Source organism: Thiomicrorhabdus sp. 6S3-12 (assembly GCF_017571475.1).
Lineage (GTDB): Bacteria > Pseudomonadota > Gammaproteobacteria > Thiomicrospirales > Thiomicrospiraceae > Thiomicrorhabdus.
In genome coordinates, this window is record NZ_JAGETW010000004.1 from 114,535 (window position 1) to 138,076 (window position 23,542).

The following is a 23,542-nucleotide window of genomic DNA, read 5'->3' on the forward strand; positions in this document are numbered from 1 at the left end:
GCCGACCCTTAATCGGATAAATAATAGGTGACGGTTGAAACCACGCGTACTTTTTTGATATAGGGCGTATTCTTGTCGCGGGGGATAATGCTGAACTGCCCCTGAGAGGCGGATTTGATCTTGCCGAGAACGCTCGATGAATCTTTGGCGAATTTATTGGCCACTTCACGCGCATTGCGTGTTGCCTCTTCAACCATCTCAGGTTTAACCTCATTCAAGCGGGTAAACAGATATTCTGTTCTCGACTCGTAATTATTGCCGGAAAGAACCACGCCCTGCTTACCCAGCTCCGAAAGGCGACTCTGCAAGGCTCTGACCCGTTCAATATTATGGGAATAGACCGTGACCGTCTGCGAAGCGGTATAACGGAATTCAGCGCGCCCCTGACCGCCGAACTGCTGAGCGAGTTTGTCGGTGATTCCCGGTGCGGAAAAAGAAATTTCCGATGTTTCCACACCACCCGTTTGCAGGAAAGCGCTGACTTTGCGGCTATTATCTTCCAACGTCTGATAAACCTTGGTCAGGTCGTTATCCGCAGCGGAGAACTTGATCGGCCAGATGACCACATCAGCAGGAAACTCTTTCTCAGCCAGACCTTTGACCGTTACCACCCGCTCATAGGACTTGTATTCGATTGCCGCTTTACCCAGCAGCCATCCCAGCAACCCCAAAGCGATTACCAGACTGAAACCTAAAATCAGTGCACTCGATTTCGAATTCGCGGTCATACGGCCTCCTGTTTTATGGACGCAAAACTTATTCTACTTCCGTTTCACGTCGCTCTTTGCGTTTTTGAATTTCCAGCAGACGGGCCGCTTCGACCTGACCGTCCGGATCCGACAAGTAGGCGTAAGCGATTTCGAAAGCCCCCTGCTGGAATTTTTTCAGACCGGTTTCGGCAAACGCAACCGTCATCGGGTATTTTTTAAAAATCGCTTTCTGCTCGGTGGTATTCATCAGGCGAACTTCGCAACAATCAATCAACTGAATCACCGCCTCTAGTTTAAAACCATTCGCACCACCGGCAAACTTGCCTTTTTTCATACGCTCGCGTACGACGATACGGTCGATTTTGTAATCTTCCACTAGTTTGACCAGACTCTTTTGAAAGTAGCGCAGATCGCCGGCGTTATCCGGATTGCGACATTCAATCCGGCGCGCGCGGCACTCCGGCAGATAAAACATTCCGGTACTGTATTCCACTAAAGCGACAATCGCGTCATTACCGCTCAGTTCGACTCCTAAAACTCGCATTTGCATTTTCCTTATCTCTTTTTACCACTCTCGGCCCCTGCATGCGTTCGATATATTCTTTCGAACGGCCGGAGCATGTCGCGGTAAAACAAAAAAGGCGACCGAAGCCGCCTTAACGATTTATTTGTTCTGTGACCAGGTATCTCTCAGAGCCACAGTTCGGTTGAAGACCAGACGGTCGGTGATTTTATTGTCACGACAGAAGTAGCCTTCGCGCTCACACTGATATGCCTGCTCGACCGGCGCATCCGCCATACCCGGCTCGACAAATCCGTTCTTGGTAATCAGTGAACCCGGATTCAATACCGCTTCAAAATCTGTTTCCTTGGCCGGGTTCGGTACAGTGAACAGACGGTCGTAAACGCGGAACTCGGCCGGCAGAGCCTTAGTCGCTTCGACAAAGTGAATTACGCCTTTTACCTTGCGTCCGTCCGCCGGATTCTTGCCTCGGGTATCCGGGTCATAAGAACAGTAAACGGTCGTAATATTGCCATCGGCATCGGTTTCATAGCGCTCGGCCTTGATAATATAGGCGTTGCGCAGACGCACTTCCTTGTCGATCGCAAGACGCATAAACTTGCGGTTCGGCGCTTCCGGCTCGAAATCTGCGCGATCGATATACAGCTCACGGCCAAAGAAGATTTCACGCTTTCCCATCGCTTCATTCTGCGGGTGAACCGGAGCTTGAATGGATTCGACTTCCCCTTCAGGATAGTTTTCGACCACCAGTTTGATCGGATCCATCACCGCCATAGTTCGCGGTGCAACCACATTCAAGTCGTCGCGGATCGCCGCTTCAAGAATGCCCATTTCGGTCATGCTGTCCACTTTGGAAATACCGATACGCTCTGCAAAATCGCGCAGGGAAGCCGGTGTATAACCGCGGCGGCGCATACCGGAAATTGTCGGCATTCGCGGATCGTCCCAGCCATCAACCAGCTTGTCGTTAACCAGTTGGTGCAGCATACGCTTGGACATCACGGTATATTCCAGATTCAAACGCGAAAACTCGTACTGAAACGGGCGATCCGGACGGGAAAAATCATCCAGATGATCCAGAAGCCAGTCGTAGATTCGACGGTTATCCTGGAATTCCAGAGTACATAAAGAGTGCGTCACGCCTTCAATGCCGTCGGAAATACAGTGTGCGAAATCGTACATCGGATAAATGCACCACTTGTCGCCGGTCTGATGATGGGTTTCAAAACGCACACGATACAAAGTTGGATCGCGCATACACATGAATGAAGAGGCCATATCGATCTTGGCACGCAGAACACACTCACCCTCTTTAAAACCGCCGGCGCGCATTTTTTCGAACAGCGCCAGGTTTTCTTCCGGCGAAGTATCGCGATACGGACTGTTTTTACCAGGTTCTTTCAGACTTCCTCGGTATTCGCGCGTCTCTTCGGCATTTAGGAAACAGACATACGCCAGTCCCTTATTAATCAATTCGACCGCGTACTGGTAGAACTTCTCGAAATAGTTCGATGAGTATTTGATGTCACCGGCCCACTTGAAGCCCAGCCACTGCACATCACGTTTAATCGATTCAACATACTCCATATCCTCTTTGGCCGGATTGGTATCGTCGAAACGCAGGTTGCATTCTCCCTGGTAATCTTCCGCCAGTCCGAAATTCAGACAGATTGATTTGGCGTGCCCGATATGCAGATAGCCGTTCGGTTCAGGCGGGAAACGGGTTCTGACCGATTGGTATTTATTTTTCGCTAAATCGTCATTAATGATATTACGGATAAAATTAACAGGACGTTCGATCGCTTCCGGCTTATTACTCATGGAAATATCTAACCTATAAACAAACTCATCAAGAAAAACGGGCCGCAAAACGGCCCTCTCATTATTGCGCGTGATTATAGCATAGGGCTTATAACGAGTGCGTTTTAAGGTAAGGCATTTTTATCGACAATAAGGTTTGCAATGCACCGTAAAACTGTTATTCGACAAGATAAGCCATCAGATGAATATGCAGCTTTTCGAGAACGTGAATATTTTCCCGACACTTCTCATGATCGTACAGGGGATCCTCGAGTGCGGCTTTGTTGAGTTTCCACAGATGACGGCAGGTATGAATCGTGACGCGAAGTTCGTAAGCGGACGGATTGCCGACCTCTTCCCAGTCACATGGAAGCATCAGCTCCTCTTTACCGCGAAAAGGAACCACTTTGCGTTCGTCGGAACCGATATTACGCTCGGCTCGGGATTCTGTTTTTTCAGGTAAAGTCGCAGGGGTCAGTACAGATATGCTTGCCATAGAAAGCTCTCCTTCTACTAAATGCTTTTATTGCTTTTAATGCTATAAATTTTTAATGACCTTACCTCTGGCTCCAGTATAAAAACCGCTAGCCTTCACAGAAATAACTTTTTGTAATCACTCTCTTTTAAAAAATTAATATTAAATCCCGAAATCGAATCTCTGACCTGAGGTCAGAAAACAAGAAACCAAAGCAGGGAAACGCTCTACAGACGCATCCACCCGGCTCATTTGGAACCTGCACCGGTATTCAAAGCAAAAGCCGCACCAGCCGCAATTGAATCGCACTCAACAGGTTTAATCGGCGTGAGGAAATACCGGTACAAGGAGCTATAAGCCGTAACCAACCTGCGAAAGCGGATTCTCACGCATTCAAACAGTCAGGATAATAGGAAAATAAACAGTATAGAAAACGGACCCCCCCTTACCGCAGCGTAAGAGAGCTGAAAAGAGGCTAAGTAGATGATCTAGCGAAGAAAGGCGGCGGGTAATGTGGGTAAAGAGGCTAAGCTAAGCTAAGCCAATCCGAGCCAAGCTACGCTTGCTGAGCCTGGAAGTCGATCTTAAACTGCTTGGCGACCCTGCCACTGCGTCCGCCCCGTAATGAAGCAAAGCGAATCGCCAAACGGTGCAACTCTGCGCGATCGCCGCAATAATCGGCAAACAGAGCGTCGATCATCTGCAGGTACAGATCCTGTGCCGGCGCATAGAAAGAGAGACTGAGCCCGAAACGATCTGCTAAAGACAATCCCTCTTCGATCGCATCGCCGTAATGAAGCTCGCCGTTAGCGGCGACTGTAACCGACTGGTTATCTTGCTGTGTTTCCGGAATTAGATGACGCCGATTGGACGTTGCCATCATCAGAATATTCTCCGGCGGCAGCTCAATCGAACCTTCCATCAGCACTTTCAAATAGCGATAGCGCTTATCGCCGGCCTCAAAACTTAGGTCGTCGCAATACAAAATGAACTTCCAAGGCAACTCGCGCAGTTGCGCGCTAATCTCCGGAAGGTCATGAATATCGTCCTTTTCCAGCTCGACGACACGCAAACCTTGAGCACCGTAGGCGTTAAGCGCGGCCTTGATCAATGAGGATTTCCCAGTGCCCCGAGCGCCCCAGAGCAGAACATGATTGGCGGGAAGGCCGTTTAAAAACGCCTGAATATTACGATTGAAACGGCGTTTCTGTTCTTCGATTCCGAGCAGCTCATGCATGTCGATCGGGTCAAGTGCTCTGACGCCGCGTAACGTTTGCTTGCGGCCGGACCATACCGCTGCCAGCGTCTTGTTCCAATCAACCTGTTCAGCCGTTCCCGGCATAGATTCAGGCATATTAATTAACTCCCTGAAAGTGAGTGTGGATCCGGATGATTGTCGATCAGGTGCGTTTCAAACTCACGCAGACGTTTGATCACCGAGAGGAATTTGGTGATATCGGTCCAACGGTCGATAAAGAAGCTGAAACCTTCGTTCACTTTACCGAAAGCGTTACCGGTCTGAGTGACAACCCCAAGCGTAATAATCCCGCCGAACAGAGACGGTGCCATCATCAGATACGGCAGCACAATCATCAGCTGGCCGTAAATATTCGACCAAAGATTGAAATAGGTGTAATGGTTGAACAGACGGAAGTAATTCGGGCGCAGTCCCAGAAATAACTCCGCCAGTGTCGGCAAACTGGCATAGCTTTTATCGTCTTCGGAATACACCAGGTGTTTGCGGTAATGCGCTTCGACACGCTGATTATTGTATTCCAGCCCCGGCAATTTGATTCCGACCAGAAAAGAGATCAGAACCGCTCCGAGCGAAGTCAGAAAAGCGATCCATACCAGCACGCCGGGAATTTCGGACAGCCATGGAATATTAATCTGTTCGGAAAGCGCCCAAAGAATCGGGATAAAGGCGATCAGGGTCAGCAATGAGCGGAAAAAGCCCAAACCAAGGGATTCCAGCGCATTGGCAAACTGATAGGTATCTTCCTGAATACGCTGCGACGCCCCTTCGATATTCCCAGGATGCGAGCTCCAGTAAGGCAAGTAATAGAAAGTGATCGCCTGACGCCAGCGGAAAGCATAATGGCGTGCAAAATAGCTGGAGACGATAGCGGCAAAAATATACGGGATGGCGATATACAGAAACTGCACCATCTTTTCCCAGAAAGCATCGATATCATTTGCTGCCTGAAGAATATCGTAAAACTCTTTATACCACTGGTTGAGCTGGACGGTCATCTCGACTTGAAAAACCACCAGAGCGAGAAGAAACAACAATCCGCCCCATGCCCAGAGTGCCCATTCTCGGGTTCCGAAAAAACTCTTTAACATAGCCTTGCAATAGCCCTTTTATTGTTTAAACGACAATCCTGTCGCAACTGATTCGGATACTTGCGAACAATACAATCTTAAGCATTTGCTGCATGTAAAGAATGGCGAAAAGCTTAAAAAGCCTTGTTCGCTTTTAATGCTGTTGAGGTTCCGAATAATGAAGTTTCAGCAGCTTGACTACCTTATCGCCGCCCTTCTCGCGAAAACGGTAGAAAGTCGGTTCTTCGCCGATACGGTCATAGTTCTCTTCCATATAGTGCATGCGGTCGTCGTGATACTGACGCAGAATCGACTGATCCGCCGTCCAACCTTTCGGGAAAGCCGCTTTTTGCGCCGCAGCCGACCCCTTCAAAGAGGCCATACAGACCAGCAGATCATCCTTGGTTTTCTGAAAAGTAACGGTCAACCAGGGGCACAGCACTTCCAGCTCACCATACTGGGTCAGCATCACCATATCGCCCGCCTGCTCTTCGCCGTCGACCTCGATACGCTCTTTCATACCAGCCTGTACCAACTGCTTCCAAAGCGCCTGCATTTCATCCAGCTTCAGAAAACCGATCCGCAGAAGATCCTGATCCGCACAAACCGCCCCCGGATACAGTTCTGCTCCGACACTTTGCAAAGCCTCCTGCGCCTGCGCATTCCGCAAAGCCTCTTGCTTATTAATGATAATTGAATAACCTTCAACCAAAACTGCCATGGAAAACTCCTGTTTTACGGATTTATCAAGTGTTCAGCCCGCATCCCCCGACAGTGCGAAACTTTTCAAAAAAGGGAATAATAAAACGATTCGTCGCAGAGATAAACCTTAAGACACCTATCGGCACTCTCGCGCGGAAAGAACATTCGGCAAAGCCCGCAACGCATCCAGCAGCGATTCATCGATATCGGCACGCAGATCAATCAGCGTATAGGCAATTTCCCCACGGGATTTGTTAAGCATATCTTCGATGTTAAGTTCCCTGCGACCAAGCGTTTCGGTAATCTCGGCGAGAATCCCAGCCTGATTGCGGTTAACGATTGCCAGACGGCGAATACCGTCACCTTTCGGTTCGATTGAGACATCCGGCAGATTCACCGAATTCTGAACGCTGCCCTGTTCCAAATAGCTCTTTAAGTTACGGATAACCTGAATGGCCGAAAGTTCCTCCGCTTCAAGCGTCGAGGCTCCCAAGTGCGGGAAGCTGAGAACATTCGGCAGACCCAGCAGTTCCTCATTCGGAAAGTCGCTGACGTAGGCATGCAGATAGTGATTGTTCAGGTGCGTTTTGAGCGCCTGTTCATCGACAATTTCGCCACGCGAGAAATTGAGCAGAATTGCGCCTTTCGGCAGGAGCGCAAGACGGCTGGCATTCAGCATCCCCTTGGTTGAATCCAGTAGAGGGACATGAATAGTCACCACATCGCTGGCCTGCAAGAGACTTTCCAAGCGTTCGCACTGATGAACTGCGGAGTTCAAGTGCCAGGCGTGATGAACCGAAATCACCGGATCATAACCATACACTTCCATCCCCATTCCGATCGCGGCATTGGCAACCTTGACACCAATGGCGCCAAGACCGATTACGCCGAGCTTGCGCCCGGCCAGTTCAAAGCCGGAAAAACGTTTTTTACCGCTTTCGACCTGGGCCGCGAGATCGCCTGCGGATGAATCCAGATGTTTTGCATAATCGGCCGCGGTATAGAGATTTCGCGCCGCCATCAGCATCGCCGCCATCACCAGTTCTTTAACCGCATTGGCATTGGCCCCGGGCGCGTTAAAAACCGCAATACCGGCTTCGCTCAGACTTTGTACCGGAATATTATTGACCCCGACACCGGCTCTGGCGACCGCTTGAAGATGGGATCCCGTTTGCAGTGCATGCATATCCGCCGAACGGACGATAATCGCTTCGGCGTCCTCGCTCTGTTCCGTCAAGCGGTACGACGGTTCGTTGAGTAACGCCAGCCCCTTTTCTGAAATTTGGTTTAATACTCGAATCTTTTTCATGCCGACTCCGGACCCCGCTCCGTTTATTCTTAGTAATCCAATAGGCTTCTGTAGAGTTTAATCGCAATTGCTTCCGAAACCAGCAGAAAAGCGCTAATTACGGCAAATTCGACCAGCAGCGCCGATTACGATGTCCGCCTGTTCATCAGCGGCAAAACGAAATAAAAGACTAACAAAAAGGATGCCACCGGCATAAAACAGAGTAAAATGCTTTAGCTTCAAAACCTTGCCGCGAACTTTCAGGCAATTTGACTCTTTTTCTACAGGTTTTCGTTATGCTGAGTTACCTTCACTCCTTCCATGCAGGCAATTTTGCCGATGTTCTCAAACACCTTGTCAGTACTCAAATCCTTCAGTACCTGACGCAAAAGCCCAAACCCCTTTACTATCTGGACACCCATTCAAGCAGCGGCGCTTTTCAGCTGGAACATCGTGAAGCTCAGAAAAACCAGGAATACCTCAACGGCATTGCAAAACTCTGGTCCATGTCAACACCTCCTGCCGCGCTTGAAAGTTACCTTAAATTGGTCAAAGAGTTTAACGGAGGAGCGGAGCTGAAACGTTATCCGGGCTCGCCCTGGTTTGCACAGGCGCTGCTGCGGGAAACGGATCGTGCGCACCTGTTCGAACTGCATCCGCGCGAATACAAGCTGTGCAAAAACAACTTCGCCGATGATCGCCGCTTCAAGGTGTTCAACAGCGACGGATTTCACGCCTGCCTGTCGCAGTTACCGCCGAAAGAAAAACGCGGTTTTATTTTGATGGATCCACCCTATGAAGTTAAACAGGACTACGACACCGCCGTGGATGCGCTGACCAAGGCGCACAAGAAATTTGCGACCGGAACTTACGCCCTCTGGTATCCGGTGGTCGAACGCAAACGCATTGATCGTATCGAAAAGCGTTTTCGCGATAGCGGGATTCGCAACATTCAACTGTTTGAACTGGGCATCGCCGACGACCGAGAAATCGGTATGACAGCCAGCGGCATGATTGTCATTAATCCGCCATGGATACTCAAATCCGAACTGGACACAGTGTTACCTCTATTGGCCAAAACACTCGGCGGTAACAAGGGGTTCTATCGCAGCGAGCAACTGGTCGAAGAATAGTCTGTTCGCATAGCGTTTTTTTTAACGCACCGGACCCAGTTTCTAGAACCAGATTAATAAATCGCCGAAACCCCACACCAGCGTACCGACAACGACCGTCAGGTGCGCGGCCCAAACCTTCTTGCGCTGCCATTTGCTGGGCGACAGATCAGGGATGTCCTCACCGACATCCAGCTTATCCAGTTTACGGTACAACACATCAAATTCGCCGTGCAAAAGCGCATATTCACTCATTACGGCAAACAAAACCACCAGACTTCCGAAACGGGCAAACCACATCGGTTCCAGGAACACGCCCAACAGCATTCCTATAATGCCAAAAACCCACGCCAACAGTAAAAACAGGCTCGCCCGACGATGCATAACTTCTCCTTATTCTGCGAGAATTATTGTAATCTTTTGTCTCCATCGAAAGAGAACTAAAATAAGTGACGCGCATTGTTGTTGCGCTAAGGCATTTTAAACTCTAAAATCCCCCACTTTCAGGTGCACCCTTACTTAACATCCCTGACATAAGGGCGTTAAACGGGAAGATTGGTGCGAAATTCGTTTTCAATTCCAACGCTGCCCCCGCAACGGTAATAGAGAAAACTTTGATGGGTTTGTCCCAACCACTGGCTAAATCGGTGCAAGCTGTTTAGCCGGGAAGGTCAAAGAAACCGCTCTTAAGCCCGGATACCGGCCTGAAATCCGACCTTGTCCGTACGACAAGCTCTCAACCGATTGCGGTGGGCAATGCGGAAGAAATAGGTTTATTGGTTCTCGCTCGCTGACCGCGACGGGACAATACGATTTATTCTTTATTCGGACTATCAGCCGGATAAACCGTTTTGCCTTCGTTCATAATTTATGAAATGAAGGAAATCCAATTGAAATTCTCCAAACGTTCCTCAGCACTCTTGATCGCTCTATTCAGCAATACAGCGGTTGCTGAACAGAAATCCTCTTTGCTTGAGACTATTTTCGTCTCCGAAACGCCGGTTATATCCGACAATCTGCAAACAGCCTATTCCGTCGAATCCTATGACGCCAAATCCATTCAAGAGAGTGGTTCGCGTTCATTGAGCGATTTTCTGAATCAGAAAACGACGCTGTCGGTTCAACCGAGCTACGGCAACCCGCTTGCACCGAGACTGGATATGAATGGTTTTGGTACCAACGGCGGCGAGAATATTCAGGTTATTATCGATGGCGTCTCCATCAATAATATCGACCTGGTTCCTCAACAACTGAGCAGTATTCCGCTGAATGCCATCCAAGAGATTCAAATTCTCCGCGGTTCAGGATCCGTTCTCTATGGTAACGGCGCGGTTGCCGGAGCGATTATTATCAATACCAATCAGGCCTTCAATAGCCAAGATGCACTCAGCGCCACGGTCTCTTACGGCGCCAACAATACAGTAACCAAGTCGTTTCAAGCGACAAAAACAGAAACGCATAAGGGTTATAAACTTCTCGGGAATATGAACTTCGAGACCCTTAAGAGCGACGGTTCGAAAGAAATTAAATCGGACGGCACCCGAAACAGTATTGAAAATACGAATTTCTCGACTAATCTCGGTATTGAAAAAGCGGGAACCCGTCTGATTCTCGGCATTGCTAAAAACGATTCAACCGTAAACTATGCCGGCGCCATGAGCATTGATGAGTTTGAGCAGAACCCGGATGCGAATCTGACTTCGGGTTCTACCGAACAGACTTACGATGTCATCAGCAAAAAACTTCTGTTTTCTAGCGAACTATCGGACAACTCGATTCTCGAGTACACATTCAACAGACGAAACAAAAATTCAGCCTACATCACCTACTCGAGCGAGACGGATTACGAGATTACCGATCACAAACTCGACCTAAAAACCATCCTGAATTCGGCCCTCATCCGCTATGGCGTAAGTAAGAACACATCAGAGGTCGAAGGGACATACGGCGATAAATCCAGAGAAGATCAGGCGGCATACGTCTCCGCCAGTATTGACCTCAATGACAAAACAGTCGTTAATGCAGGCTATCGAAAACAGCAGTTCGAATATGCCGACAAAAATGAGGGCGACGATGATTTAAACGCTTATGAAGTTGGTGTCAACTATCTGCTTAACGTCCAGTCAGCACTGTACGCCACCTATAATCACGCGTTTCTAGTTCCGAACTTTGACCGGCTGTTTGAAGGCGGCAGCTTCAATGACAATATCGAACCTCAGGAAAGTGACACCTATACGCTCGGTTACAAGTTAAATCAGCAGGCGTTCAACCTTAAAGCCGAGCTGTTTTATATCGATTTGAGTAATGAAATCTACTACAACTCGGCGCTTCCGTGGGGCAGCCGCAACACCAATATCGACGAGAGCCATAAACAAGGCGTAAACCTGTCCCTATCGCGTAGCGACGATGCTTTCTCCTACGGAGTAGCCTACAACTATGTCGATGCCGTTATCGATCGGGAAGCGGGACAGGACTACAGTGGAAATACTCTGCCGTCTGCACCGGCGCATACGATCAAGCTTGATGCCCGTTATCAATTTACCAGCCCGCTGATCTCCGCACTTCCGCAACACAGCATCGCCATCAGTCACAAGCAGACTTCGGAAAGCTTTATGATTGATGACTTTGCCAATGTTGCCGACAAAGCCCCCGGTTATAAAACGACCGACATCAGCTACCAGCTGTCGAATAAGTACCTGACCGTTCAGTTCGGCATTGATAATCTGTTTGACGAACCGAACGGCTTGTATTTATACCGATCAACAGGCAGTGTCGTCTATGCGACTGACTATGAGCGATACTATTACGTCTCTGCAAGCTATCAATTCTAAAGTGTACTTAAAGTGACTCACTGTTTGATGATCCAAGGCTGTACTTCCGATGCGGGGAAAAGCACCGTTGTTGCCGGTTTATGCCGTGTTTTGCAGCAAAAAGGCATTCAAGTTGCACCTTTTAAACCGCAGAATATGGCCTTGAATTCGGCCGTCACCGCAGACGGCGGTGAAATCGGTCGTGCACAAGCGCTACAGGCCGTTGCGGCCAAGGTTCCCCTGTCGGTGCATATGAATCCGGTTTTACTGAAACCGAATTCAGATACCGGTGCTCAGGTTATTCTCCAGGGCCACGCCATCGGTAACCTCGACGCCATGGATTATCACGCTTACAAACCGAAAGCCGCGCAAGCGGTTTTCGATTCCTTTCAAATTCTCTCGCAGCAATACCCCAATATACTGGTCGAAGGTGCCGGCTCACCGGCTGAGATTAATCTGCGCCAGGGTGACATTGCCAATATGGGCTTTGCCGAAAAAGTCGACTGTCCGGTTATTCTGGTCGCAGATATCGATAAGGGCGGCGTTTTTGCCCATATCATCGGGACACTGGAGTGTCTGAGTGAATCTGAAAGGAATCGGATCAAGGGATTTATTATTAACCGTTTTCGCGGCGATATTAAACTGCTGCAGGACGGTCTCGACTGGCTGGAACAGAAAACCGCTAAACCGGTCCTCGGCGTACTGCCCTATCTGCACGGCTTGCATCTTGATGCCGAAGATGCCATCCATCAGGAAATGGAATCAATTCAAGACAGCCACACCTTAACGGTTGTCTGCCCGTTACTACCGCATATTTCCAACCACACCGACCTTGACCCGCTGATCCAGCATCCTCAGGTCAATTTTCAGTGGATCAAACACCATCAGTCCATTCCGCCGGCCGATCTGGTAGTGCTGCCGGGCTCAAAGAGCGTTATCGCCGACCTGCAGTGGCTCAAGTCGCAAGGCTGGGAATCCTATCTGAACACGCATCTGCGCTATGGCGGTAAATTGATCGGAATCTGTGGCGGATTGCAGATGCTCGGTCGTCGATTACTCGACCCCGAACAGATCGAGTCCGAGACGAGTGAAGCCGCAGGGCTTGCATTGATGCCCTACAGCACAACCTTTCACAGCGATAAGCAACTGCTTAACCGTCGAGGAATACTCGATCTGCACGGCGCAGCCGAAATTCAGGGTTATGAAATCCATCAGGGCACGACGGATTTTGCCGGATTATGTCCGGCAATCCGCTTTGCCAACGGGGATACGGACGGTGCGATCAGCGACGACAAGCAAATTCTGGTCAGTTACTGTCACGGGCTTTTCGACCAACCTTCGGCGCTACAGTCTCTGTTGCAATGGGCCGGAATGGAAAGCAGCGAGCCGCTTGATCTGAACGATCTTCGCGAGCGGCAATTAAACCGTCTTGCCGATTGCTTCGAAATGCATCTGGATATCGAGCAGATTCTCTCCGTTATGCAGACCGGAACCATATGCGCCAAACGCTGAAAAACAGCACCCAACCGGCATACTGTTTTTGACCCCATTCCGTAGCCGTTAACCACCTGTGGCGACACCAATTAAGGTTTATAAATCCTTTCGATCATCACAAGCGTATAAACCCTATATAATTAAAGGTTTCATTATTTAAAAAATGCTTATTCACTATGCCGATAATCGATACCACGAAGTCTCTTAACCAATATTTCGTTGCCAACCTGTATACGCCTGCAAACAATCAGCTTCTGGATAAACACCATGCCTTGATTGAAGCTTGCATTGAGCAATGTATCGAGACCTTCTACGAAATACTGTTGCCGGACCCGATCGGTGCTCAGTTCCTCAGCAGCGCAGTAGTGGAAACGCATCTTAAGACCGAGTTGAAAAGATGGTTGCTGGAGACGCTTAGCCCGCAATATCAAGAAGAGGATCATCAGACAATGATCCTTAAGCACCGCCATGTCGGAGCGGTACACGCGCGTGTCGGCGTCCCGATGACCGTGGTTAATCATGCAATGAGCATCATTAAAAACCGCTTCTATGAGCTTCTGTATCAGACAGGCGATTTGCCCGACCTGGAAAAAATAGCTTTATACCGGGTTCTGAATAATCTGCTCGATTCCAGTCTGGCGCTGATTAACGAGTCTTATATTGACGACCATGTCACTCAGGAACGCGCCGCTCAGGAATACCGTTCCCGCAGCAATGCGCATGAAATCGCGATTGAAGTCGAACGCATCAAAGCGTCGCTGTTCAATTGGATCAGCCAGTTAATGAGCGGCCTTCTGACAAGTTCGCAAACCTCACATTCAAATCTGCAAAATCAGGAATTTGCTCTCTGGATTCGACATAAAATCGGCTACGCGTGTCAGGATGACAAAACCACTTCGAAAATCAAGCAGCTGGTTGACGAACTGCAGGAGCAAGTGGATCAGCTGCCTGATTCAGACCCAACACAAAGACGGCATACCATTCAGCAGATAACGGAACTGGGGAATGAATGCGGTTGGCTTCTTGGACAGATTTCCGAGCGCAATATAGACAACGCGGCCCGTGAAGACACCTTGACCACTTTGATCGAACGCCGTTTTCTGGCACCGATACTCAAAAGCGAAACCAAACTGGCAATTAATTCCAAACGGCCTTACAGCATCATTATGCTCGATATCGACAATTTCAAACAGATTAATGATGTTCATGGTCATCAGGCCGGCGACCAGGTACTTTCGCAGCTTGGACTGCTGATTAAACGAACCTTGCGAATCACCGATTACGCATTCCGTTACGGGGGCGAAGAATTCCTGTTACTGCTACCGGAAACCCCTGTTGAGAATGCGCAGATACTCGCACAGAAGTTACTTAAAGCGGTTCGTCAGTTGCAAATTGAAGTCAGCAACAACCATCGTCTGCAAATCACGATCTCTCTCGGTTTGGCGCCATTCAATGAACACCCGGATTTCGAACAGGTGATCAAGCGTGCGGATGAGAAGCTTTATCAGGCTAAACACAACGGAAAAGACCGCTATGAAGCCTAGAACGCGCACGTTCATCTACACGCATTAATATCTAAATTAAGCCACATAAAGGACTCGTCGCAGTCCTTTTTTCATGGCCCTTCCATTAAGCGACAAAATAGCATTTACTTACTTTTTAAGGTGCAATTACGCCCCTTTAAAACGTCATAAATCCCATCTCAAAAACAAGCATTGCTTACTTTTTAATCAGCAGTGGAAAACACCATGTAATATCAGTGACTTAAAAGTTTAATAACAGGATTATCCTGGAGTTATCCACAAAAAATGTGAATTTCTGTGCATTTTATCCCCGTCCCTTTAACCACCGATAAACATTATTAAAATCAATCAATTAAACAACTCTATAACCATTTTGACTCATGCAGGCAGCTCTCCCTCTCCAATCTACGCATACAGCGATGGAATAAATTTTTCCGAACGCATCATTTCGGCTAGACTAAGCAGCAAATTTCAAGAGTTGAATAGGCATATGAATCCACTGAATCAAACCCATCGCAATGGCAGTCGGCCACCTGTGTATCCAATCTGTCAAATCGGCAACGGCGAAATCATTATGATGCCGAAACCCAATGCGAAAACGCTTGCCGCCGACATCGCGTTTTATCGCAACAACGGCATCACGCATTTAGTGAGTCTGTTGCGCCAACCGGAAATGGAGGCCTTGCAACTGCTCGACGAAGAGCCGCTTAGCCGACAGGCCGGTATGCAATTCCTGCATTTTCCGATCAAGGACATGGACGTACCCGACTTCGACAGCTTACAGAAGTTTAATCGCCAACTGTTACCGCAAATTGAACAAGGTGCAAAAGTAGCGATCCACTGTCATGGCGGTCGAGGACGCGCCGGTACCGTCGCCGTCAGTTTAATGCTGGAAGCCGGAATCGAGTTGTCACAGGCCTTGCAAACCGCGCGCGAAAAACGTCAGGACCCTCTGGTTCCGGTGTGCCAGTTGCAAAATGATTTCTTGAAGCGCTATGCGCAAGAACTGGCTGAGCCCCGTTAGCGGAAGCACGTTTACTTTGACTGCGAAGCCGTTCGGTATCCGTTAAAATAAGCGCTTTAGCGTACAGTATGTTTTCAAGGGAGAGAAAATGTCGGATCAATCACTAAGCTGGGAAAACTTACAGCAACTTCTGACAATGAATTCGATCTGGGTCGATGCGATCATAATCGGTCTGCTCGCACTGCTTATCCTGCTGATCGGAAATTTCACGCTCTCTTCTCTGGCTAAACACCGCTTTAACGCCGCCGAACATCCGGTCACCCATTTTGTTCTTAAAGGCTTGCGCTATCCGTTAAGCATTTCGATCCTGTTATTTGCGCTTGGAAACATCCTGATTCTGTTTTCTCTCAGCGAACGTCAATTGGGCTTACTACACGATCTCTTCCGCAGCATCGATATCCTGATCTGGGGACAGTTCTTTTACCGCTCTTCGCAATTTTATTTAACGCGTTTCAGCGCTCTTAACGCGCAAGGATCGATTATCAAACCGCAGACTCTGCCTTTAATGCAGAATATCTCTTCGGTCGTGATTATTCTGATGATCGTTTATCTGCTGTTTATCACCTGGAACATCGATATGACGGCCTGGCTGGCCTCTGCCGGGATTATCGGGATCGCGGTCGGTTTCGCCGCTAAAGACACCATCGCCAACCTGCTTTCCGGGGTCTTTATTCTTGCCGATTCCCCATACAAAATCGGGGACTACATCGTAATCGACTCCGGCGAACGCGGCAAAGTAACCAATATCGGTCTGCGCTCGACGCGAATTCTGACGCGCGACGATCTGGAAGTGAATATCCCCAATGCAATTATCGCCAACGGAAAAATCGTTAACGAGAGTGCCGGCCGCGATATCCGTTCGCGGGTACGCGTGCCGGTTGGCGTCTCCTATACTTCCGATATCGATCAGGTCAAGCGCGTATTGATGGAAGTCGCTTTGACGGAAAGCGAAGTTTGCGCAGAGCCGGAACCTCGTGTGCGCTTCCGTCGTTTCGGGGCTTCCAGTCTTGATCTGGAAGTTCTGATCTGGATTTCCGATCCGGAAATCCGCGGTCGAGTGATCGACAGCATGAACACCCAAATCTACAAACGATTCCATCAGGAAGGAATTGAAATTCCTTACAGCAAGCACGATCTGTATATCAAATCGCTGCCTGCAGACGGGAAAATCGCTGATTTGCAAGACAAGGATGAACAATGAGTGAAAAGCCCGATCTCAGCCAGATGAGTAACGAACAGAAACGCGAGTATTTCCATAAGATTCGCATGGAACGAAAGAAAGCGCAGATCGACACGGCCATTGCCCGTGCAGACAGCGAAAAAGGCTTGCTACTGGTGATTACCGGCAACGGCAAAGGCAAGTCGACATCGGCCTTCGGTATGGTCGGCCGCGCACTCGGTCACGGTATGAAAGTCGGAGTCTGTCAATTTATCAAAAGTCGAACCGATACCGGCGAAGAAGCGTTCTTCGGTGCTTACGACAACTGCGACTGGCATGTTCTCGGTGATGGATTTACTTGGGACACGCAGGATCGAAGCGGCGATATTGCCACCTCGGAACGCGGCTGGGCCATCGCCAGCCAGATGCTCAGCGACCCGAGTTATGATCTGGTCGTACTGGATGAATTAACTTACCTACTCAGCTACGACTATCTCGACAAAGACTTGGTCCTCAACACGCTATCGGAAAAACCCGAAATGCAGCATGTCGTGGTGACAGGACGAAACGCCATTGCCGAACTTAAAGATCTGGCCGATACGGTTTCCGACGTTCAGGATGTCAAACACGCCTATAAAAGCGGGATCAAGGCGCAGAAAGGGATCGACTATTAATGCTGATCAGGCGTACCTTATTGGAACCTTGCAACGGAGCTAAGGGGTGATTAAGCAGCAACCGTCTTGCGAACATGGAGGCCAGATTTTTGCGTTTGCCAAACGCAACGCGGTAGCGCTCGACCAGGTGCTGGATTTCTCCGCCAGCATTAATCCCCAGACGCCCAAAATAGATTGGAACCGCCTGCAACAGAAAGCCAGATCGGAACTCCCTCACTACCCTCCCGAACGTGACGAAACTCTTTCGCCCTTGCTGCCGCTGTTGGCCGAGCGATTTTCGCTCAAGGCGGAGCAAATCTTGTTAAGCAACGGAACCACTCAGGCAATCCACCAGCTCTTTGCTTCTCTTCGCCCGCAGCAAAGCGTACTGTTTACACCGATATACGGCGAGTACCGGCAGGCGGCACAAACACACAGTAAAGAGGTGATTGAATACCGATGCTGCCCGAGCCAGTGGAATGACGCCAGCATGCCCCTGCCACAAAACGGCGTCGTAGTCATGGTCAATCCTGGGACGCCGCAGGGGAACTACCTGTCTCCGGAAAAGCTGCTGCCACTGCTTGAAGCCGTACATCTAAAAAACTCTTGGTTACTGATTGATGAATCCTTTTTGCCTTTTATCGGTTTTGCCAGTGAACTCAGCGTCCGTCAATGGCTGAAGCGCTACCCGAAATTGATCGTCATACAATCGCTGACCAAATTTTATGCCTGTCCTGGAGTGCGCATAGGCGCTCTTTTCAGTGGTTGCGCACAAACCAAGTCATTTCTACCGCAGCTGTGGCCAATCTCATCTTTGGATCGACTCTGGCTCAGTCAGGCGATACAGGATCCGGGGCATATCATGAATACCCGGCACTGGTTAGAAACGGTCAAACCGAAATTTCTACAGGAACTCGTGCAACTGCCGATTGTCGACAAACTCTATCCGGGCGACGTTAATTTTGTCTTGCTGCGTTTTACGCAGCCGGTCGGTCGCGTCCAACAGTATCTTGAAACACAGGGCATAATGATCCGCCCCGTACAGAGTTTCGGTTTCAGTGCGTACCATGCCCGTCTGGCGATAAAGTCCGCTCCCGATAACACCCGCTTAATCGAGGCACTTAACGCCCTGAGTCGACCTAATACGGAAAAACAGTATGCCAGAAACAACGCTCTGTAACTGGCTGGTCATGAACTCCGCCATCGCTGCCTGTGCACTGTTACTCGACCGGCTATTTGGCGAGTTTCTGCAACGCAGCCACCCTGTCGTGCTGATCGGCAGGTTTATCAGCGCGTTTGAACGGCGTTTATATGCTGACTCATTCAGGCACGGCGTTTTGCTTTGGCTGGCAACGCTTGCCGTCGCGCTGACGGGCGCTTTTCTGACGCTATGGTTGGTGCAGATGCTGCCCGGCTGGCTGGCTTTTCTGCTGACGACTGTACTGGCATCTACACTGTTGGCGCACAGAATGCTCTACGATTCAGTTAATGCGGTTTTATACAGCCCACAGCCGCAGGAATCCGTGGCAATGCTGGTCAGCCGCGATACTCAGAGCATGAGTCATGCCGATGCTTATAAGGCGGCGATCGAAACCTATGCAGAGAACCTCTCCGACGGTGTGATTGCACCTTTATTTTTTCTGCTTCTGTTCGGGCTGCCGGGCATTGTTTTCTATAAAACGGTCAATACTTTGGATTCCATGGTTGGTTATCGAACCCAACGCTATGAAAAATTCGGGAAGTTTTCGGCTCGCATCGATGATCTGGCCAACTGGATTCCGGCGCGCATCAGTGCCATTTTGATTATGCTGCTTAACCGGCAATGGCGCTTCTGGTCGTTCTATACTAACGGCAACCAGCACAAAAGTCCGAATGCCGGCCACCCTATTACCGCCATGGCGTTATCATGCCGCTGCCGTCTCGGCGGGCCGACCGCTTATTTCGGACAGCTGCAAGAAAAAGCCTATTTCGGTCGCCGGCACGACACTCGATCCGTCACCTCTGCGCATCTTCAGTGTGCTCTGAAGCGCCGTAATGCAATCGATCTGACACTCATTGCCGGCTGTATAGCGCTTGGCATAATCTGTCATCACGTTTAAACAAAGGAATGCTTTATGCCGTTAACCGTCGCTAACTTGCTTAAGTTGTGCAGTTTTTTTCTGTTACTGCTTGCGTCCTCCGGCAATGCCGCATCGCAAAGTGATCCGACAGAGTCACTCTCGCCACGTATCATTTCACTGGCTCCGCACCTGACGGAAATGGTCTATTCGGCCGGAGCGGGCGAGCAGCTTATCGGCGTAGTCAACTATTCCGACTACCCTCCCGAAGCCAAAAAACTACCGATCATCGGCAGCTATAACGCAATTAATTTGGAACGGATTGTCGAAATGCGCCCCGACCTAATTCTGACCTGGCGCTCCGGCAATCGTTTACAGGATCTGCAACGCCTCAAAGAGCTACAGGAAAAACTGGGGTTCAGAATTTATGAATCCGAGATCGAAACACTCGAGGATATTCCGGACCTGATCGCCCGTATAGGGAAACTGGCCGGAACCCAAACAACCGCCAATCTCAAAGCCCGTCAACTGCGCGCACAACTTGGAGAATTACGGCACAAATACGCTTCCAGTGAAGCGGTTTCGGTTTTTTATCAGATCTGGAACAAACCGCTGATTACCATGGGTAAAAATCAGTTTATCAGTCTCGGCATCAATCTGTGCGGCGGGCGTAATATCTTCGACGATCTGGGCAATCTAACCGGACAGGTCTCGCTGGAGACGGTTATTCTGCGCAACCCGCAGGTCATTCTTCTCGGCGGTCAGAAAGCCTTCCAGAGCGACTGGTATCAGGCATGGCAAAACTATCCCAACGTTCAAGCGGTCAAAAACGGTAGAGTGCATAAACTGAACAACGACCTCTACCAGCGGCCTACCGAACGCTTCATCGACGCCTTGGCCCCTCTGTGTGCATTACTGGAACAGGCAAGACACAATCGTGACCTATCAACGACACAATAAAAAACACCGCGACCCGAAAATTCGAGTGGCGGCGTTTGCTTTAGGAGAGTAGAAATCTTACTTTAAGCGAAACGGCTTTTCGGCTTCAAGACCTTTGCTTTATAAATAAAGGTTCCGAGAGGAATAAAGGAAGCGAAAAAACCGCTCATGGTGCTGAAAAATCCGAGGTGTCCTTTCATGGCATGGGTAAACAATACGATATTGAAGAGAACGAATAACACGCCGTGAATCGGTCCGATAATCTTAACCGCCTCCGGAATTCCCATCGCATATTTCATCGGCATAGCAACCAACAATAGCAGTAACAGAGAAGTCCCTTCCAATAAGGCGGCCACTTTCAAAATAGAAAAATTGCTGGTTGAACTGGTTTGACTCGACTGCATAACTCGATCCTTGCATCTTGAAGTAATATCGATGATCACGCTTTGTCCGAAAAATAAACAGAGACAGCATAACGCCGCTGCGGATCACTTTGAATTACAACTTATTATGAAGATCGAAAAACAAAAGCCAATAGAGGATTCTTAAGAAACCCTTGATATTTAATAAATCTATCCACCAATAAGGTTAAATTATCAACTAAATCAACTGCTTTCGCCGCCGGTTGCCAGATAATACAGCAGATAACCGCCGTAGATCACAACCAGTACAATGCTGAGAATCGTCACAGGGCGCATTCCCTGCTGTTCAATCTGATAGCCCTGACTTTCAAGTTTACGCTGGCGGATCTTATGTTTTATCAGCCAGTAGAAAAAGTAGATTATCGCCAGAAGGGTAATGTATTTAAGCATAGAAGAAAGCGTTTCCTGTTGCTCTGTAATTCGCCGTTATGCTCCGTCTCCGGACGTCATAAGTTGACGGACTCTCTGTAGATCCTGTTCCGTATCCACCCCGACACCGGCATCCATCAATGCATCCAATACCAGAATTTTTTCGCCGTGCCACAGAACCCGTAACTGCTCAAGCTTCTCAATCTGCTCCAACTCACACTCCGGCCAAGCCACATAGCGTTTTACAAATCCAGCGCGGTATGCGTAAAGCCCGATATGTCGGCGATAAAGATTGCAGGAAGGCAAATGCTCTTTGCTCTGCGCAAACTCATCGCGCGCCCATGGAAGCGGTGCACGACTGAAAGTCAGGGCAAAATCGTTCGCATCACGGCTGACCTTAACCGCATTCGGATCAAATAGCACCTGCGCCGAATCAATCTCTTCGCACAGAGTCGCCATTGGCACACTCGGATTCTCCTCCAGCCCCTGAGCGACCTGATGAATCAACTCCGGAGGCAACATCGGTTCGTCACCCTGGACATTGACGATAATCTGCTCGTCACCGATCAGACTCAGTTCGATCACTTCAGCAATCCGTTCTGTACCGGACTGGTGATGCTCACCGGTAATACAGACCTCCGCGCCGAACGCGTGACATGCGTCGGCAACCTCGTGGGATTCGGTCGCGATAATGATTCGGCTAGCACCGGATTTTTTCGCCTGCATCCAAGTCCAATACACCATCGGGTAGCCATTGATCTCCATAAGCGGCTTTCGCGGCAGTCTGCTTGACTGCAGGCGAGCGGGAATAATCACCACAAATGACATTCTGAGTCCTTTAGAGTTTTATTTTGCTTGAGGAAAAATTACGCTTTCTGCTTGCGGTACTTTTCCGCTTCTTCGGCGCTGATTTGACGCGCTTCGTCTTCCAGAAGAATTGGAATACCGTCACGGATGGGATAAGCAAGATTGGCCGAGGTTGAAATCAATTCTTGCTGTTCCTTATCGAACACCAGCTTGGTTTTACTGACCGGACAGACCAGAATTTCCAGAAGTTTAGGATCCATAATTCTCTCTTTATTCTTTATTCACAGCGGGTTAACGGACAATAAACACGTCATCAATTCTGCAATTTTTGCAAAATGAGGGTCAACAGTTCGTTATCGACCTGCGTTTCTACTTCCAAAGCCCACCAGTTCTTCGCATTGAGCTGCTGAGCGATGGGAAGACATTTTACCGCATCTTTAGTCGTCATAATCAGCGGTTTTTGCGGATCGAATCGCTTGAGATCATCGCGATTATAAGCCTGATGATCCTTAAAAGGATGTCTGTTCTGTTTGGCGACATAGGGTTCAAGCGTGTCGAAAAAACGCTTCGGGTTACCGATCCCGGCAATGGCATTGACCTCTTGTCCGGAGAAAGTCTCTACCGCTAGAGTCACCTCACCGTTCAGCAGATTTCGCAGAACTGTCGGCTTAAGTTGCATCCCGTATCGCGGTGGCAGCTTTCTCTGCAGACTGTTTCCAAGCTTAAGTTGATTGTTGCCGTTAATCACCACCGCGTCGACCTCGGTGATTCTCTGCAAAGGCTCTCTTAGCGGTCCCGCCGGCAAACACCAGCCATTACCGAACTGACGTTCGCCGTCGACGACAACCAGTTCAATATCGCGCTGCATACCAAAATGCTGCAAACCGTCATCGCTAAGAATGACATCGCAAGCCTGCTCTTTTTCAATCAGTCCGATTGCCTGATCCCTTTTCGGTCCGACAGCTATCGGCACCTGTAACTGTTTGGCCAGCAGCAAAGGCTCATCTCCGACCAGAATAGGATTGCTTTCCGCGGTAACGGCCTGCGGCCAGGTCTGGCTTTGCCCTCCGTAGCCGCGGCTGACGATCCCGACTTTCAAACCGCGTTGCTGCAAGGCCCGGGTCAGCCAGATGATCAAGGGGGTTTTACCGCTGCCTCCGACGACCAGATTGCCCACAACGATCACTTTCGCGCCATGGGCGTCGGTCTGCCGGGTCTGGTTGAACTTTTTCAAACGGCGTTCCGCTTCCAGACAGACCAGTTTGGAAACCGGCCAGAGCAGACCCGACAACCAATTCTTTTTATACCAGAAGTTTGGCCAACTCACCTCGGCTCCTTTAATCGCAACAA

The 23,542-nt window shown here is 49.4% G+C and carries 24 protein-coding genes and 1 riboswitch; of the genes, 10 read left to right on the forward strand and 14 right to left on the reverse strand.

Features of this window, described 5'->3' with window-relative positions; translation table 11 throughout:
* Positions 1-8: 8 nt before the first annotated feature.
* The 8 genes from J3999_RS06100 to J3999_RS06135 all read right to left on the reverse strand — a co-directional run bounded on the left by J3999_RS06100 (position 9) and on the right by J3999_RS06135 (position 7,844).
* Positions 9-728 carry an SIMPL domain-containing protein gene (locus J3999_RS06100; protein ID WP_208127029.1) on the reverse strand — a complete coding sequence of 240 codons (720 nt, stop codon included), beginning with the start codon at positions 726-728 and terminating at the stop codon, positions 9-11.
* A gap of 28 nt (positions 729-756) precedes the next feature.
* Positions 757-1,254, reverse strand: a complete 498-nt coding sequence (locus J3999_RS06105) for a DUF3010 family protein (RefSeq protein ID WP_208127030.1) — start codon at positions 1,252-1,254, stop codon at positions 757-759.
* Between the two features lie 120 nt (positions 1,255-1,374).
* Positions 1,375-3,054, reverse strand: a complete 1,680-nt coding sequence (locus J3999_RS06110) for a glutamine--tRNA ligase (protein ID WP_208127031.1) — start codon at positions 3,052-3,054, stop codon at positions 1,375-1,377.
* 157 nt (positions 3,055-3,211) lie between these two features.
* Positions 3,212-3,529 (reverse strand): hypothetical protein, encoded by a 318-nt coding sequence (locus tag J3999_RS06115; protein ID WP_208127032.1) that lies wholly within the window; start codon positions 3,527-3,529, stop codon positions 3,212-3,214.
* Positions 3,530-4,064: 535 nt separating this feature from the next.
* Positions 4,065-4,862 carry an ATP-binding protein gene (locus tag J3999_RS06120; RefSeq protein ID WP_243755334.1) on the reverse strand — a complete coding sequence of 266 codons (798 nt, stop codon included), beginning with the start codon at positions 4,860-4,862 and terminating at the stop codon, positions 4,065-4,067.
* Between the two features lie 5 nt (positions 4,863-4,867).
* Entirely contained in the window at positions 4,868-5,854 is a 987-nt protein-coding gene (locus J3999_RS06125; RefSeq protein WP_208127033.1) for a putative transporter, read from the reverse strand.
* Positions 5,855-5,987: 133 nt separating this feature from the next.
* Positions 5,988-6,554 carry a hypothetical protein gene (locus J3999_RS06130; protein WP_208127034.1) on the reverse strand — a complete coding sequence of 189 codons (567 nt, stop codon included), beginning with the start codon at positions 6,552-6,554 and terminating at the stop codon, positions 5,988-5,990.
* Between the two features lie 117 nt (positions 6,555-6,671).
* Positions 6,672-7,844 (reverse strand): phosphoglycerate dehydrogenase, encoded by a 1,173-nt coding sequence (locus J3999_RS06135; protein WP_208127035.1) that lies wholly within the window; start codon positions 7,842-7,844, stop codon positions 6,672-6,674.
* A 275-nt stretch (positions 7,845-8,119) separates the two neighbouring features.
* Between J3999_RS06135 and J3999_RS06140 the strand changes: the two genes are divergently transcribed.
* A complete protein-coding gene (locus J3999_RS06140; protein WP_208127036.1) occupies positions 8,120-8,956 on the forward strand; it encodes a 23S rRNA (adenine(2030)-N(6))-methyltransferase RlmJ in 837 nt (278 codons plus the stop codon).
* A gap of 42 nt (positions 8,957-8,998) precedes the next feature.
* Here the strand turns inward: J3999_RS06140 and J3999_RS06145 are convergent, their stop codons facing one another.
* Positions 8,999-9,319: a hypothetical protein gene (locus J3999_RS06145; protein WP_208127037.1), complete on the reverse strand. Its 321-nt coding sequence runs from the start codon at positions 9,317-9,319 to the stop codon at positions 8,999-9,001.
* 104 nt (positions 9,320-9,423) lie between these two features.
* Positions 9,424-9,658: riboswitch (cobalamin riboswitch) on the forward strand.
* A 167-nt stretch (positions 9,659-9,825) separates the two neighbouring features.
* Here J3999_RS06145 and J3999_RS06150 point away from each other — a divergent pair.
* From J3999_RS06150 to J3999_RS06190, 9 genes are all read left to right on the forward strand, one after another.
* On the forward strand, positions 9,826-11,766 hold the full coding sequence (locus J3999_RS06150; protein ID WP_208127038.1) for a TonB-dependent receptor domain-containing protein: 1,941 nt from the start codon (positions 9,826-9,828) through the stop codon (positions 11,764-11,766).
* 12 nt (positions 11,767-11,778) lie between these two features.
* Positions 11,779-13,257: a cobyric acid synthase gene (locus tag J3999_RS06155; protein ID WP_371811865.1), complete on the forward strand. Its 1,479-nt coding sequence runs from the start codon at positions 11,779-11,781 to the stop codon at positions 13,255-13,257.
* A gap of 158 nt (positions 13,258-13,415) precedes the next feature.
* Complete coding sequence (locus J3999_RS06160) at positions 13,416-14,783, forward strand: GGDEF domain-containing protein (protein ID WP_208127039.1); 1,368 nt, start codon at positions 13,416-13,418, stop codon at positions 14,781-14,783.
* Between the two features lie 469 nt (positions 14,784-15,252).
* Positions 15,253-15,786 (forward strand): dual specificity protein phosphatase family protein, encoded by a 534-nt coding sequence (locus J3999_RS06165; RefSeq protein WP_208127040.1) that lies wholly within the window; start codon positions 15,253-15,255, stop codon positions 15,784-15,786.
* Between the two features lie 88 nt (positions 15,787-15,874).
* Positions 15,875-16,987 (forward strand): mechanosensitive ion channel family protein, encoded by a 1,113-nt coding sequence (locus tag J3999_RS06170; protein WP_243755335.1) that lies wholly within the window; start codon positions 15,875-15,877, stop codon positions 16,985-16,987.
* On the forward strand, positions 16,984-17,619 hold the full coding sequence (gene cobO / locus J3999_RS06175; RefSeq protein ID WP_371811866.1) for a cob(I)yrinic acid a,c-diamide adenosyltransferase: 636 nt from the start codon (positions 16,984-16,986) through the stop codon (positions 17,617-17,619). The genes J3999_RS06170 and cobO overlap by 4 nt, the downstream gene beginning before the upstream one ends.
* A 46-nt stretch (positions 17,620-17,665) precedes the next feature.
* The gene (locus J3999_RS06180; RefSeq protein WP_208127041.1) at positions 17,666-18,778 is read left to right on the forward strand and encodes an aminotransferase class I/II-fold pyridoxal phosphate-dependent enzyme; all 1,113 of its coding nucleotides are present in this window, start codon (positions 17,666-17,668) and stop codon (positions 18,776-18,778) included.
* Positions 18,756-19,697: an adenosylcobinamide-phosphate synthase CbiB gene (gene cbiB, locus J3999_RS06185; RefSeq protein ID WP_243755336.1), complete on the forward strand. Its 942-nt coding sequence runs from the start codon at positions 18,756-18,758 to the stop codon at positions 19,695-19,697. The genes J3999_RS06180 and cbiB overlap by 23 nt, the downstream gene beginning before the upstream one ends.
* A gap of 15 nt (positions 19,698-19,712) precedes the next feature.
* Positions 19,713-20,615: a cobalamin-binding protein gene (locus J3999_RS06190; protein WP_208127042.1), complete on the forward strand. Its 903-nt coding sequence runs from the start codon at positions 19,713-19,715 to the stop codon at positions 20,613-20,615.
* A gap of 62 nt (positions 20,616-20,677) precedes the next feature.
* Here J3999_RS06190 and J3999_RS06195 read toward each other — a convergent pair whose 3' ends face one another.
* The 5 genes from J3999_RS06195 to lpxK all read right to left on the reverse strand — a co-directional run bounded on the left by J3999_RS06195 (position 20,678) and on the right by lpxK (position 23,519).
* Positions 20,678-20,998 (reverse strand): DUF3817 domain-containing protein, encoded by a 321-nt coding sequence (locus tag J3999_RS06195; protein WP_173284774.1) that lies wholly within the window; start codon positions 20,996-20,998, stop codon positions 20,678-20,680.
* 201 nt (positions 20,999-21,199) lie between these two features.
* On the reverse strand, positions 21,200-21,406 hold the full coding sequence (locus J3999_RS06200; RefSeq protein ID WP_208127043.1) for a hypothetical protein: 207 nt from the start codon (positions 21,404-21,406) through the stop codon (positions 21,200-21,202).
* Positions 21,407-21,442: 36 nt separating this feature from the next.
* The gene (gene kdsB, locus J3999_RS06205) at positions 21,443-22,213 is read right to left on the reverse strand and encodes a 3-deoxy-manno-octulosonate cytidylyltransferase (RefSeq protein ID WP_208127044.1); all 771 of its coding nucleotides are present in this window, start codon (positions 22,211-22,213) and stop codon (positions 21,443-21,445) included.
* Between the two features lie 38 nt (positions 22,214-22,251).
* Positions 22,252-22,452, reverse strand: coding sequence for a Trm112 family protein (locus J3999_RS06210; RefSeq protein ID WP_208127045.1), 201 nt, complete (start codon positions 22,450-22,452; stop codon positions 22,252-22,254).
* A 53-nt stretch (positions 22,453-22,505) separates the two neighbouring features.
* Positions 22,506-23,519, reverse strand: a complete 1,014-nt coding sequence (gene lpxK / locus J3999_RS06215) for a tetraacyldisaccharide 4'-kinase (protein ID WP_208127046.1) — start codon at positions 23,517-23,519, stop codon at positions 22,506-22,508.
* Positions 23,520-23,542: the final 23 nt, after the last annotated feature.

Excerpts from the sequence above, each read along its gene's own strand:
- J3999_RS06100 (WP_208127029.1), bottom strand. The coding sequence starts at position 728 with ATGACCGCGAATTCGAAATCGAGTGCACTGATTTTAGGTTTCAGTCTG.
- cobO (WP_371811866.1), top strand. The coding sequence starts at position 16,984 with ATGAGTGAAAAGCCCGATCTCAGCCAGATGAGTAACGAACAGAAACGC.
- J3999_RS06125 (WP_208127033.1), bottom strand. The coding sequence starts at position 5,854 with ATGTTAAAGAGTTTTTTCGGAACCCGAGAATGGGCACTCTGGGCATGG.
- kdsB (WP_208127044.1), bottom strand. The coding sequence starts at position 22,213 with ATGTCATTTGTGGTGATTATTCCCGCTCGCCTGCAGTCAAGCAGACTG.
- J3999_RS06120 (WP_243755334.1), bottom strand. The coding sequence starts at position 4,862 with ATGCCTGAATCTATGCCGGGAACGGCTGAACAGGTTGATTGGAACAAG.
- J3999_RS06140 (WP_208127036.1), top strand. The coding sequence starts at position 8,120 with ATGCTGAGTTACCTTCACTCCTTCCATGCAGGCAATTTTGCCGATGTT.
- J3999_RS06170 (WP_243755335.1), top strand. The coding sequence starts at position 15,875 with ATGTCGGATCAATCACTAAGCTGGGAAAACTTACAGCAACTTCTGACA.
- J3999_RS06210 (WP_208127045.1), bottom strand. The coding sequence starts at position 22,452 with ATGGATCCTAAACTTCTGGAAATTCTGGTCTGTCCGGTCAGTAAAACC.
- J3999_RS06165 (WP_208127040.1), top strand. The coding sequence starts at position 15,253 with ATGAATCCACTGAATCAAACCCATCGCAATGGCAGTCGGCCACCTGTG.
- J3999_RS06145 (WP_208127037.1), bottom strand. The coding sequence starts at position 9,319 with ATGCATCGTCGGGCGAGCCTGTTTTTACTGTTGGCGTGGGTTTTTGGC.
- J3999_RS06110 (WP_208127031.1), bottom strand. The coding sequence starts at position 3,054 with ATGAGTAATAAGCCGGAAGCGATCGAACGTCCTGTTAATTTTATCCGT.
- J3999_RS06160 (WP_208127039.1), top strand. The coding sequence starts at position 13,416 with ATGCCGATAATCGATACCACGAAGTCTCTTAACCAATATTTCGTTGCC.
- J3999_RS06135 (WP_208127035.1), bottom strand. The coding sequence starts at position 7,844 with ATGAAAAAGATTCGAGTATTAAACCAAATTTCAGAAAAGGGGCTGGCG.
- J3999_RS06190 (WP_208127042.1), top strand. The coding sequence starts at position 19,713 with ATGCCGTTAACCGTCGCTAACTTGCTTAAGTTGTGCAGTTTTTTTCTG.
- J3999_RS06130 (WP_208127034.1), bottom strand. The coding sequence starts at position 6,554 with ATGGCAGTTTTGGTTGAAGGTTATTCAATTATCATTAATAAGCAAGAG.
- J3999_RS06105 (WP_208127030.1), bottom strand. The coding sequence starts at position 1,254 with ATGCGAGTTTTAGGAGTCGAACTGAGCGGTAATGACGCGATTGTCGCT.
- cbiB (WP_243755336.1), top strand. The coding sequence starts at position 18,756 with ATGCCAGAAACAACGCTCTGTAACTGGCTGGTCATGAACTCCGCCATC.
- J3999_RS06115 (WP_208127032.1), bottom strand. The coding sequence starts at position 3,529 with ATGGCAAGCATATCTGTACTGACCCCTGCGACTTTACCTGAAAAAACA.
- J3999_RS06195 (WP_173284774.1), bottom strand. The coding sequence starts at position 20,998 with ATGCAGTCGAGTCAAACCAGTTCAACCAGCAATTTTTCTATTTTGAAA.
- J3999_RS06200 (WP_208127043.1), bottom strand. The coding sequence starts at position 21,406 with ATGCTTAAATACATTACCCTTCTGGCGATAATCTACTTTTTCTACTGG.